Source organism: Virgibacillus xinjiangensis, assembly GCF_042643145.1.
Taxonomy (GTDB): Bacteria; Bacillota; Bacilli; order Bacillales; family Amphibacillaceae; genus Virgibacillus_O; species Virgibacillus_O xinjiangensis.
In genome coordinates this window covers 40356-52922 of sequence record NZ_JBHRSA010000025.1, presented here as the reverse complement: position 1 = coordinate 52922, position 12567 = coordinate 40356, and the positions used below count along the sequence as shown (strand labels likewise).

The 12567-nt window shown below is 49.8% G+C and carries 11 protein-coding genes; 2 read left to right on the top strand and 9 right to left on the bottom strand.

Going from position 1 to position 12567, the window contains the following annotated elements; genetic code table 11:
* Nucleotides 1-64: 64 nt before the first annotated feature.
* The 5 genes from ACFOGI_RS06135 to ACFOGI_RS06115 all read right to left on the bottom strand — a co-directional run bounded on the left by ACFOGI_RS06135 (nucleotide 65) and on the right by ACFOGI_RS06115 (nucleotide 3438).
* Nucleotides 65-1258 (bottom strand): M14 family zinc carboxypeptidase, encoded by a 1194-nt coding sequence (locus ACFOGI_RS06135; RefSeq protein WP_390270025.1) that lies wholly within the window; start codon nucleotides 1256-1258, stop codon nucleotides 65-67.
* A gap of 257 nt (nucleotides 1259-1515) precedes the next feature.
* A complete protein-coding gene (locus ACFOGI_RS06130) occupies nucleotides 1516-2142 on the bottom strand; it encodes a metal-dependent hydrolase (RefSeq protein WP_390270022.1) in 627 nt (208 codons plus the stop codon).
* Nucleotides 2143-2168: 26 nt separating this feature from the next.
* Nucleotides 2169-2429 carry a hypothetical protein gene (locus ACFOGI_RS06125; protein WP_390270018.1) on the bottom strand — a complete coding sequence of 87 codons (261 nt, stop codon included), beginning with the start codon at nucleotides 2427-2429 and terminating at the stop codon, nucleotides 2169-2171.
* A 16-nt stretch (nucleotides 2430-2445) separates the two neighbouring features.
* On the bottom strand, nucleotides 2446-2589 hold the full coding sequence (locus ACFOGI_RS06120; protein WP_390270014.1) for a hypothetical protein: 144 nt from the start codon (nucleotides 2587-2589) through the stop codon (nucleotides 2446-2448).
* Between the two features lie 414 nt (nucleotides 2590-3003).
* On the bottom strand, nucleotides 3004-3438 hold the full coding sequence (locus tag ACFOGI_RS06115; RefSeq protein WP_390270011.1) for a VanZ family protein: 435 nt from the start codon (nucleotides 3436-3438) through the stop codon (nucleotides 3004-3006).
* Between the two features lie 330 nt (nucleotides 3439-3768).
* On the opposite strand from ACFOGI_RS06115, the gene ACFOGI_RS06110 reads away from it, so the two are divergent.
* Nucleotides 3769-5100 (top strand): short-chain fatty acid transporter, encoded by a 1332-nt coding sequence (locus tag ACFOGI_RS06110; RefSeq protein ID WP_390270008.1) that lies wholly within the window; start codon nucleotides 3769-3771, stop codon nucleotides 5098-5100.
* A 58-nt stretch (nucleotides 5101-5158) separates the two neighbouring features.
* On the opposite strand, the gene ACFOGI_RS06105 is transcribed toward ACFOGI_RS06110, so the two are convergent.
* Both ACFOGI_RS06105 and ACFOGI_RS06100 read right to left on the bottom strand, forming a co-directional pair.
* Nucleotides 5159-6460: a M20 family metallo-hydrolase gene (locus ACFOGI_RS06105; protein WP_390270005.1), complete on the bottom strand. Its 1302-nt coding sequence runs from the start codon at nucleotides 6458-6460 to the stop codon at nucleotides 5159-5161.
* Nucleotides 6461-6706: 246 nt separating this feature from the next.
* Nucleotides 6707-8614 carry an FUSC family protein gene (locus ACFOGI_RS06100; protein ID WP_390270002.1) on the bottom strand — a complete coding sequence of 636 codons (1908 nt, stop codon included), beginning with the start codon at nucleotides 8612-8614 and terminating at the stop codon, nucleotides 6707-6709.
* A 307-nt stretch (nucleotides 8615-8921) separates the two neighbouring features.
* Between ACFOGI_RS06100 and ACFOGI_RS06095 the strand changes: the two genes are divergently transcribed.
* Nucleotides 8922-9980 carry a metal ABC transporter solute-binding protein, Zn/Mn family gene (locus ACFOGI_RS06095; protein ID WP_390269998.1) on the top strand — a complete coding sequence of 353 codons (1059 nt, stop codon included), beginning with the start codon at nucleotides 8922-8924 and terminating at the stop codon, nucleotides 9978-9980.
* A 97-nt stretch (nucleotides 9981-10077) separates the two neighbouring features.
* On the opposite strand, the gene ACFOGI_RS06090 is transcribed toward ACFOGI_RS06095, so the two are convergent.
* On the bottom strand, nucleotides 10078-11067 hold the full coding sequence (locus tag ACFOGI_RS06090) for an ornithine cyclodeaminase family protein (protein WP_390269995.1): 990 nt from the start codon (nucleotides 11065-11067) through the stop codon (nucleotides 10078-10080).
* A 20-nt stretch (nucleotides 11068-11087) separates the two neighbouring features.
* Nucleotides 11088-12407: an MFS transporter gene (locus ACFOGI_RS06085; protein ID WP_390269992.1), complete on the bottom strand. Its 1320-nt coding sequence runs from the start codon at nucleotides 12405-12407 to the stop codon at nucleotides 11088-11090.
* Nucleotides 12408-12567 lie beyond the last annotated feature (160 nt).

Sequence of the window (12567 nt, the reverse complement as noted above, 5' to 3'; positions counted from 1 at the left end):
AATAAGCTAACCCTTCTAAAAGCATAAGAAAAGAGCAGCCGAAACTGCTCTTTTCTTATGCCTCTTACCGTTCGGTCAGCGGAATGTCATCATACTCATCCACATCCAGCTCATGGACCTTGCCGGTCGCTACGCTGTCCAGGATGCCGTACAAGCCGGTTTCTACTGCTTTGGTCAACTGTCCCAGCTTTTTCTGGCCGAAACTCTGCGTCTGACCGGTCACCTCGAATAAGACGGCTCCGCTGCCATTCATGGCAAAGGATCCAAGTGCTGTTCCAGGCAGATCAAGGTCCTGCGGATACAGTGTAATGTTACCGAATGGGGAATTGCCCATCTGCTGGAGCGCATCGTATGCAGCAATATTCAACTGCTTGGAAAAATCTACGTTGTATTCATCCGCATATTCTTCGTATTTGCCCCCTGCTTCCGTCTCCGATTCAGGAATGAACACACCGGATAAGGAGAGTGTCACCGGATCATCTGTCCCCTCTACGACATACTCCCCTTGATGGTGAAGATCGACGAATACATCGACATTTCCATATTCCTCCTGCAATCCTTTATAGACATCCCGGATAGTCTGGGCTTCTGGAGTGATGAACCAGCCAGGCAGAGAGGAATCGTTAGGGAAATCATCTGCCTGTGGAGTGTAATCCAGATCTGGATTAAAATCCCGATTGACATCAAACCCTGGATTCACCCCATAATTCCAGTATTGATTTTCATAAGTATAGTAGTTCCAAGAAGGCTCTGTCCCTTCCAATTGCGGGAAGTCTTCCACTACTTCTTCCCATGTCATATCATTTCCACGCCGGTTACGCTCTGTAGCATCCGGATTGACCATCGGCATGGCAACAATCGTCAACTCCTCCCGAAGTGCCTGCATATCAGGGGAATTGTTGGAGCCTATCTGCTTGATCATCTTCAGCAATGCCTTGGTGCCTACTTTTTCATTTCCGTGAATTTCACTTTCAATCAGCACGACCTTGTCACCAGTACCGACAGTAGCCGTAAAAATTTCCCGGCCCTGATTGGAATAGCCTGCAACGTCCACTTCCACTCGTCCGTTACTAGTTTGTTTGATGAGATCAAGTTCCCTAGTCAATTCATCATGACTGATGAAACCTGAGATTGCAGGCATTTTATACTCCTGCGCCTTTTCAGCTTGGACAGGCGTATCCAATACAGGTGCTGCTAGAATCCCTGCACCAAGCAATAGGGAGCTGCATGTGACAGCAAGTGCTCTTCTTCGCTTCATTCCATCCCCTCCTATTTTTTGAATTATCTGCTTGTTATACATTCTTGGTTTCTAAGCGCAAAACCTTCTGAAATTCACAAATTGAACAATATGTCCCTGAACCCGCAGTGTGTATAGTCCCACTTCATTTCAAAAACATGTCTATATGCCCAGTTTGTGAATGGATCCAGGTGGGAGAACAGGAGGAGATTTTCTACTAAAAAAGCGGTCATCTGTAATGAATAGAATCATACAGATGACCGCTTCCTATGTACTAGTTAAAATTGATAGTCTGTTAACGGTGCGAGCAGTTTCACGCCTTTTCTATTTCCCGGGATCCACCTGGAATCACCAACCAAATGGGAGCTGTAGCCGAGTATGCAGGCATAGAACATTCCCTGGATATCTACATCCACTGTAAACAAGTAACTGATATAACTGAAAAAAGCCAGACCGAGCACCGAATGGGTATAGGACCTGTGCGGCACAAGCGACGCCAACACGACATATGCTCCTAGCAACAGAAGCCACAGTACGTTCATCGCCGCTCCCAGCAAAATGACACCGGCACCGGTCACGGAAAGCATCATCTTTTCGGACAACTTCCGGGAAAAGAAAAACAGCAGCATCCCTACGCCGATTCCAATAGCCCGGTCGACGCCAACCCCTTCTATCCAAGAATAATAGACAAGCCATAAGGCAACAAAGCTCATGACGACTTTCAACGGTTCCGACGGGAGCGTGATCCGATTCGATAGTCTGCCTCCCGTATCAAGATCCGGAAACAGCCCCGCAATCATGCCGGCACTGATCAAGGCAATGCTGTCCAGCGGTTCCACCCCGTAATAGGCAGCCACTCCGAATCCTGCAGCACCTCCGAGCATGGCATGTGTGCTTCCCTTCATGTTGACCCCCCTTCCTGCTTTCCATATTATACAGGAAGAAGGGGGAACGTGGTAAACATACGTTCTATTTTGATAGATGCGGGCCCTCGCGCTCCGGCGGATTTCCCGCGTGTGATGCCGATAAAGCTGAGCTCCGGCGGATTTCCTGCGGGTGCTGCTGATATCCTCGCGCTCCGGCCGATTTCACGCGCGTGTTGCTGATATCCTCGCGCTCCGGCGGATTTCACGCGTGTGCTGCCGATATCATCACGCTCCGGCGGATTTCCCGCGTGTGCTGCTGATATCATAGCGCTTCGGCGGATTTCACGCATGTGCTGCTGATATCATCGCGCTCCGGCAGATTTCCTGCGTCTGCTGCCGATAAACTCGCGCTCCGGCGGATTTCACGCATGTGCTGCTGATATCATCGCGCTTCGGCGGATTTCCCGCTTGTGCTGCTGATATCATAGCGCTCCGGCAGATTTTCTGCGTCTGCTGCCGATAAACTCGCGCTCCGGCGGATTTCCCGCGTGTGCTGCCGATAAACTCGCGCTCCGGCGGATTTCACGCGTGTGCTGCCGATATCCTCGCGCTCCGGCGGATTTCCTGCGCGTGCTGCTGATAAACCGACGCTTCGGCCGATTTCACGCGTGTGCTGCTGATATCATCGCGCTTCGGCCGATTTCACGGGTGTGCTGCCGATATCATCGCGCTCCGGCCGATTTCACACGTGTGCTGCTGATATCATCGCGCTCCGGCGGATTTCCTGCGCGTGTTGCTGATATCCTCGCGCTCCGGCCGATTTCACGCGTGTGCTGCCGATATCCTCGCGCTCCACTCGAATGCTCCTTTCCATATAATCTTTCTAATGCTTCATCCCTTCTATGATAACTGCCCTAGAAATCTGACACCATAGACAAGTCCAACGGCGATCAAAATGCCCATCACATTTGCCAGCAGGTCATACAAATCCGCTCCACGTCCGACATAACCCTGAAGAAATTCCGTGGTGATTGCTATCATCAAACTTATCAAAATGATCCATCCAACCCGTCCTAATACCATGGCCAATAACAATGTCAATACAAAAAACATGATGAAATGGCCTGCAAGCTCAAAGACACTTACCTGCTCAAGCGGGTACAGGACAGCGATGTTCTGCCAATCAGGTTCCTTTGACAGCCGGAAACTCACTTCCCCATAGGATAGAAATGCATGGACATCCTGGGTACATGTCCCTATGAAAATAAAGACGATCCAGATCATCAATAAAAACCGCATCAAATCCCCACACCCTTCCCTTTCAACGGTATTCATCAACAGTACTTCTGCAAAAAAGAGACTAAGAACTCGCATCACTAGTTGAGCTAAGGAACTGGCCATGCTTTCCAGAAGTATGTTGAATGGCATCCTTCAGATTTTATGTAACGCTAAACAACAGAAGGTCACTGCCAATGTTAACCAGTCTCGACCTATATAAGGGGAGAGTATTCACCGCTATCACCCAGATGCCAACATTTTTTCTTTCTATGAAAAAAGGGCTATTCCATACGGCCCGTACATATAATTTGAATATTAAGAGTTTTATGTTACTATTTCATGGTACTGCTTACGGTATTTGTCGAAATTTGATTAAGGGGGAGTATGATGAAAACACTCACTAGTTTTTTTGACCGGATGGTGCAACGGTATTTGCCTGATGCTTTTCTGTTTGCCATCATCCTGACGATTGTCGTCTATGTGGCCGGTGTCCTGTTTACAGCCAGTGGACCGGTAGAAATGGTAGAGCATTGGGGCAGTGGATTCTGGGACCTGCTGGCTTTTGCCATGCAGATGTCCCTTGTGGTGGTGACTGGATATATTCTGGCAAGTGCGCCGGTCATCCGCCGGGCACTGGGAAGATTGAGCATGCTGGCAAACACGCCGGTACAGGCAATCATGCTTGTTACCTTCGTTGCCCTCGTTGCTTGTTTGATCAATTATGGATTCGGTTTGGTGGTCGGCGCCCTGTTTGCCATTCACGTAGCGAAGCGGGTTCCATCCGTGGATTATCGTCTGCTGATTGCCAGTGCTTATAGCGGGATGCTTGTATGGCATGGGGGCTTCTCCGCTTCGATTCCTTTATTGCTGGCGACTCCCGGCCATTTTCTGGAAGACACCATCGGGACGATTGCTGTTACCGAAACATTGTTCAGCCCGTTCAACATGTTCATCGTCCTGTTCTTGCTGGTGACTCTTCCATTCTTCAACAGATTTTTAATGAATGGAAGCGACCCGCTTAAGAACACAGATGCCGCTTTGTGGAAAGAGGATGAGGAGGAAGAAGCTGATCGAAGCCAGGTGAAAATCCAACCGTTGACCCCGGCGGAGCGGCTGGAGAATAGTCAAATCCTATCCCTTCTCATCGGGGTGATGGGTCTTGTCTATATAGTCTATCATTTTTCCGTCAATGGGTTCGATTTGAATATCAACATTGTCAATTTCATTTTCCTGTTTCTCGGCATCTTGTTCCACCGGACCCCGAAGCGGTTCTTGGATACCGTCATGAAAGGTGTCAAGAACGCGGCAGGCATCATTGTACAGTTTCCATTTTATGCCGGCATCATGGGCATGATGGTAGCTTCCGGACTGTCCCAGCAAATGTCCGAATGGTTCATCAGCTTTTCCACTGAGTTTACGTATCCGCTGTTTGCCTTTCTGAGTGCAGGCATTGTCAATTTCTTTGTCCCTTCCGGCGGCGGACAATGGGCCGTACAGGGGCCGATCATGATCCCAGCCGCCATGGAAATCGGCGTCAGCTCTGCAAAGACTGCCATGGCCGTTGCCTGGGGAGATGCATGGACCAATATGATCCAACCGTTTTGGGCATTGCCCGTTCTGGCAATAGCCGGCTTGAAGGTCCGGGATATCATGGGCTTCTGTGTGATGATCCTGTTCTACAGTTTCATCCCGATCGTCATTGGCCTGCTATTTTTGTAAAAAAACAGCCCCTCGTGAGATTTCCACTCTCTCACAGAGGGGCTGTTTTGATGGGCACCTATGATCCTGATACTTTGCTCTCCAGAAATGTTTTCAAGACATGTACCGTTTCTACACAATCCTTCAAGTCAGACCATTCGTCGGGATTGTGGCTGATACCGTCCTTGCTTTTCGTGAACAACATGGCAATCGGCAGCTTGGTTCCGATAATCATGGAGTCATGGCCGGCTCCGCTCGGCAAGCGGTATGGGCGGATGTCATTCGACTCCACGGCCTTTTCCAGCAGCTGCTGTGTCTCCTCTTCTATCGGTACAGGAGTGATTCGCATTTTCTCCTCACATTCCAAACCGATGCCATGTTTACCGGAAATGCTGTTTGCCAGTCCTTCCACTTGGCTGAGCAAAGTATCCCGTGTATTCTCGGCAATATCCCGAACGTCGACGAATACGGTGACCTTGCCAGGGATGACATTGATGCCGTTTGGCTCAACATGCATCTTTCCAACCGTCGCAACGGCGGACTCACTTACTTTTCGTGGCAGCTGGTTCACCTGGTAGATGAACTCACTGGCAGCCACCAGCGGATCCTGCCGGTCATTCATCGGGGTGTTGCCAGCATGGCCAGCCTGACCGGTAAATGTCAATTCCAGAAAAGACGGACCGGCAATTCCGGTGACAATCCCACAGGGCAGGTTTTCCTTCTCCAGGCGTTTTCCCTGCTCGATATGCACCTCGACAAACATGTCGATCTCCTCTGGACTGCGTTTTGCTTCTAGGAAGCCTTCCGGGGTGAGGCCGACATCTGCGAGAACTTCTTCAAAGCTTCTGCCTTCCGTGTCGTTCAGCTTCTTTTTCTCCTCGAGATCAATATAGCCCATCATCGCTTCACTTCCGTTGAAGCCCCCTTGGAAGCGGGAACCTTCTTCATCACTGAAAATCACCACTTCATACGGCTTTTCCGGCTGGTAACCGGCATCCTTCCAAGCCTGCGCAACTTCCAGTGCAGCAAGGACACCAAGCGGACCGTCGAAATGGCCCCCATTCGGTACACTATCGACATGCGACCCGCTCAAAACTGCCGGCAATGAATCATTTTTCCCGACAAGCCGGCCGAACACATTGCCTGCGCCGTCCTGTTTCACTTCAAGGCCTGCTTCCCGCATCCAGTCCATCACGAGATCCTTTGCCGCTTTTTCCTCAAGCGAAAAGCCGGGCCGCTTGGAACCATTATCCTCTGTACGTCCAATCTGGGACAACTCGCCAAGCCTCTTTGCCAGGCGCGAGCCAGAGATGCCATCCCGATCGGCACTGCCGTCATAAACCTGCATTAATTTCTTTTCCAATTGAAAGTTCTCCGCCAATCCCAATTCCTCCCTATGTATGACACACCTATATGTGTAACGGTTCAGATCGTTTTGAGCACGTACATTATAACATGGGATGGAAGGACACCGCACGAGTGGGGGAGGCTGTGTGGCCCGAGTGAGAGGTGGCGCGGCACGAGTGCGGAGCAGTGGCGCCCGAGCGAGAGGCTGCGCGGCACGAGTTCGGGAGGCTGACGCCCGGGTGAGGTGGCGCGGCACGAGTGTGACGGGGCCCCAGCTGCCTTATTTCCTCAGCTGCATTGCTGTCTGCAGATCGGCAATTTCCTTTTCAATATGGGGGTGGCTCGGCAGCCGTGGTATTTCTCTCCTACTGAGCGGCTGCTCCTGTTTGGCAGCTTGGGCCATTTTCTCAAAAGTCAACAGCAAATGGGCCATTTCTTCGTCAGATAAAATGGTACGGTTCGGTTCTTTGGCCGCTGCTTCCAACAAGTATCCGAGCTGATCCGTTGAGAAGATGATCGGCCAGAGATTATGAAGAGCCGGTTTATTTCGCGGTATCTCTCCCAAGGCCGTGGAATATACCAGGTTGAGGTTGTTCAAGTTGGTCTGCATTTTCCGCATGTCCCCGCTTTCTCCTACAGCTGTACCGGTGTTATCGGAAAACAGTTGAGCAAGCACTTGCATCTCGCTGCGGATTGTTTTGGACAGCAAATGCGGGAGACGGCTGGATGCAGATCTTCTGCCGATCAAGTATGTGCCGGCAAGGCCGATGGTACAGCCAATCAGGACATCCGTAGCCCTTATGGCGGCGAAATAGCCCACATCAAAAATTTGGGTAGCATTTTCTGCCATGAAAATTGCCGTTGAGGTGAAGAAAAATGCGGCGAGTGCGTAATTCCTCGGTATGAACATTTCCGCTCCGAATGTGAGCACGGTAATGATGACTGCAATCATCCACCCCTCTGGCTGGGATGCCAATAACATGCTGGCGATCAGTACACCGATGATGGTTCCCACGGAACGCTGGATGGCCCGGTGGAAAGTCGTCATGACGGTGGTTCCCATCATCACTGCTGCACAGGAAAGTGGAATCCAGTATGCACGGTCAAAGTCGAACGAAAAGGCGATCAGCGCGGCAATGACCATGATGAAGCCATTCCTGAGCGAGGAGATGAATACGATGGAATTTTTATGAAGTGCCCCTGCAAATAAGGAACGGACCGGCGGCTTTCGGATATGAATGTCATGTTTCGCGGCTTTCTCCGGGTCAGTCAGTACCTCATCCACCTCCCTGATCCGGGTGCTAAGCCGTATGAGCATCGGGTGGTCATCGACCTTGGGAAGGGCAGAAGCAGATGACTTCCCACCTTCGAGAGACTTCACAAATTCTCGAATTGCTTGTCCGAAGTCCTCGGGAATCCGGCTACCTTCCTTGGCATGATACTCGACCACTTCGGAAAAGATATGGTTCGCCTGCTCATATAAATAGTATAACTTCCTGGATTCCATGGATTTATCCCATGATATATAGCCGGCAGACAACGTATCACCAGCGACCTTGATCTGCTGGAGCGCCTTTTCCCTGGCCACACTGAATGTATCGGTACTTGCAGAATCGATCAGCGAAGCCAGCTGGTTGTAAACAGCTTTCAATGCTTTCGTTTCAGACCCTCTTCGATTAATGAACCAGCCGGACATGGCGACTGTCCAGGAAAGCATCCCACCTAGAAAAACCAGTCCCGCCCGTATCGGGGCTTCCGATGGATTGATATTCATGGCAGAAGTCAAGGTGACAGCCAGAACAAAAAAGATCGCAGCAGGCCCTGGAAATTTCAGGGTCCCGAAAATGAAGGTGACAAATGCACCAATAAAGCCGACAGCCACTGCCATTGCCAATGGATACGGGGCCAGCAGTGTACCTATTCCGACAGCGGCAGCCAGGCCGACGGCAACAAAGAACAGCTTCTTCGCTCGCTGGGCAAGTGGTTCATTGAACATGTAGAGAAACGTGAAGCTTCCGATACTGCCGTACATCCCATATTGGAAATTGCCGAATAGCAGTCCAAGAAATATAGGTATCCCTGCACAGATCCCTGCGAGTAAAGACTTAATCCAGGGGAATGGAACATTTTTTATTTCAAATGCCTGTTTCACGGTGGTCCAGAATGTATGATTGCTGTTGTTATTCATCTAATAGCGCCTCTTTCTTTACTTACCTTTATACCATTCATGCACCCTTCCTATTTTACGCCTTTTCATCCATTCTATCAAAATAGCTGCAGTATCAGATGCTGCTGCATCGGCATACAGAAATAGATGTTTCTTCTAAAGTTCAGCGTAGACAAGCAGGTTTCTTCTCTTACAGGCAGGTCTCAAGCTGTTGGAATCATTCTTGATATAAACCGTAACCGTTACTATTTACAAAACGTAATCATTACGGTATTATTTTATTCATAACTATAAACAGTAAAGAAAAGATGCGGAGAGGAAGTTGACGTTGAAAAGCTTAAAAGCACTGATCTTATTCATTTTGATTGCCCTTGTGGTGGCGGGTTGCAGTTCTGCTGAGCAAGCTTCACCAAATAAAGAAACGGAAGGGCTAACGATTTATACCACACTTTATCCCATCCAGTATGCAGCAGAGCGGATAGGCGGGGATACCATTTCCGTTGAATCGGTCTTCCCTCCCGGGGTGGATGCCCATACATTTGAACCGACGACACGTGATATGACAACCATCGCAGACGGAGATGCGTTCATTTATATGGGAGCCGGCATGGAAGGCTTTGCCGAAACCGCTGCAGAGGCATTGTCCTCCCAAGAGGTGGAGATGGTGGAACTCGGACAGAATGAGGAGCTGTTCCAGCCAAGCGAGGGTTCCGCAGAAGACGAGCATAACGACGAAGCGCATGAGCACCATGATGGCGATGAACATCATGAAGATGAGCAACATGATGAGGGTGAACATCAAGATGCTCACGGCGAAAACCAAGATTCTCATGGCCATGAAGGGGATGATGGGCACAACCACGGCGACCATAACCCACATGTTTGGCTCGATCCAGTGAGAATGATAGAAATGGCAGAGATGGTAAAAGAGGAGCTTATCGAGCTGAATCCAGAGGCAGAACAAACGTACGAGGAAAACTTCACTTCTCTAAAAGATGACCTGCATCAGCTGGATGAGGAGTTTGTTAGTTCTATTGGAAACAAGGAAGACAAGCATATTCTCGTGTCCCATGCAGCATATGGCTATTGGGAAGAACGCTATGGGATCGAGCAAATATCTGTGAACGGCCTCTCTTCCAGCAGCGAACCTTCCCAGAAGGAATTGACGCAAATCATTGACCTGGCTGATGAATATGACCTGGAATACATGATCTATGAACAAAACAGTTCCAATCGTGTATCGGAAATCATTCAGGAACAGCTCGGTATGAAAAAAGCACAAATTCATAACGTGTCCGTTTTGACGGAAGAGGATATCGATAACGGTGAGGACTATCTGTCTTTGATGAAACAAAATATCGAAGTATTGGATGAAGTGACAAACTAATGGCCAATGAAATAGACCGAGCGGGTTGCCCGGTCTATTTTCGTCATATAAGGTTGATGCCGGTTCATGCGTCTGCCGGCCTGGCAATCTACATAGCTTATAACTCTGCCTCTACTCCAATATCCATGTCCTTCAATTTTTTGTAGATTCCAATGGCTACTACTAGATCGAAATAGGCGGCACCGACGGATTTGAAAAAAGTGATGCCCTCTTTCGATTCCCTCAGTGGCCTGTCATCCTCGCCAAGATCGCTGAGTTCGGCATCGATAGAAGAAAAATCCCAGTTGAATTGCTCATCCGCATCGGCGTGGATCAGCTCTCCGGCCTCGTCTTTGACACCGGCCAGGTCATCAACCACTATTTTTTCTGCTCTTCTGATGGTGGCCTGGTCCACTTCTCGCATCGATGGCAGAAAGGAGCCGACTCCGTTGACATGGGTGCCTTCCTTCAACAGGTCTCCGTTAAATACGGGTTCTTTCGAACGGGTGGCACAGCAGAGGATGTCCGCTTCAGCCAGCACGTCCTCGGAGTGGTCGCAGACATCCATATCCACTTCCACCCCGAAATCCTGCAGCTTCTTCTTGAAAGCTTCGGCCTTTTCCTTGGTGCGATTGTACAGTTTCAGGGAAGATATGTTGCGGACCTCCAACATTCCAAGCACTTGTTCAAAAGCCATGGCACCTGTTCCGATTACCCCAACTACTTTGGCATCTTCCCTGGCCAGCTTTTCTGTCGCAATGGCGCTGAGTGCCCCTGTCCGGAGCCTGGTTAAGTAGGAGGCATCCATCATGCAAATATGCTCCCCTGTTTCTGCTTCCGTCAGCATCAGCACCCCCTGGGTCGTCGGTTTCCCCTTTGCCGGGTTCTGTGGGAAGATGGACACGACTTTCACCGATGCCATCTCTTGTGCCAGGTCGGCACTCGGCATATACAATGCAGAACCATCATGCTGCGGGACGTCAAGAACCGTGCGATGCGGACTAGTGATCGAGCCGCCTTTTTTCGAATTGAGCCCCTGCTTCACATCTGCAATGGCGTCCCCCATACGATAATGTTGCTGTATATCTTTACCTGATAGAATAAGCATGTCATACTCCCTTTCTCTCTCTATGTTGTCGCTTTGGCTTCACTCGTCTGAAGTACTTCTTCTTCCTCATCCAAATCTTGTGCCTTACGGTCTTTCACAGCCGAAACAGCTACAAGGGAGATCACAGCGGTGAGGATGATGTACAATGCTACCGGCACATAGGAATTATCGAAGCGGATCAGCAAGGCAGTCGCAACAAGTGGTGCAGTACCACCGGCAAGTGCTGCGCCTATCTGATAACCGAGTGAAATTCCGGTGTAGCGTACCTTGGCACTGAAAATCTCCGAAAACATGGTACCGAGCACAGCGGTAATCGGTGCCCAGATGATACCAAGCCCGATGATGGTCGCCAACATCAGCATGGCTACCGAACCTTGGTGGATCAGCCAGAAATAAGGGAAAGCATACAGTGCCATCAGGATGGTTCCCCCAATGTACAGCGGCTTCCGCCCGATTTTATCCGATAGAGCACCCATGATCGGCATCATGATGGTCGTGATGATCGTACCAATGGTTACGGCATTCAATGCATTTGTTTCCGTGAAACTCAAATTGGATGTGGCATAGGAAACGATGAAAGTACCGAAAATATAGAATGGAGCGGTCTCCACCACTTTCGCCCCGATGGCGATCAGCACTTCTTTCCAATGGTAGCGCAGGGTATCAGCAATCGGCAGCTTGGCCACGGTTCCCTGCTCCTGATTCTTTTTGAAGGATGGTGTTTCGTCGATTCCCTTACGGATCCACAGACCGAAGATGACCAGCATTGCACTCAGTAGGAATGGCACCCTCCAGCCCCAAGTCATGAAGGAACCTTCCGGCAGCAAGGTCATGATCGACAGGGCAATGGTTCCCATCAGCATCCCGAGGGTAACCCCCATCTGGGGAACACTTCCGAACAGGCCGCGCTTCTCTTTTGGTGCATATTCCACCGCCAACAGCAACGCTCCTCCCCATTCACCGCCAAGGCCGATCCCCTGGATCAGTCGCAAAGTAATCAACAGGATGGGTGCCCAGATGCCAATGACTTGATACGTCGGCAGAACCCCCATCAAGAAAGTGGAAATTCCCATCAGACTGAGCGTCAGGACCAAGGTCTTCTTCCGTCCGATCCGGTCGCCGATATGACTGAAGATGATTCCTCCGAACGGGCGGATCAAAAAGGCCAGCGCGAATGTCGCAAAGGCATACAACGTACCGAATGCCGGGTCCTCGGTTACAAAGAACAGCTGATTGAAGACCAAAGCGGCAACAGTCCCATATAAAAAGTAGTCAAACCATTCAATGGCACTTCCGACAATACTCGCGACAAGCACCCGGCGCATTTTTTTCTTCTCCATTGTCTATCACTCCTATATTTGTGTTTGAAAAGCTTCCACCTAAAGAAATCGCTTACAAAAAAGATATAGAATGAATAGCAAGTTCTTCCCTTCTTCTCCCCTCCTGTCACCAGAATTTAAGTGTCACTTAAACTTTCTAATCGAATTATACGGTAATTTT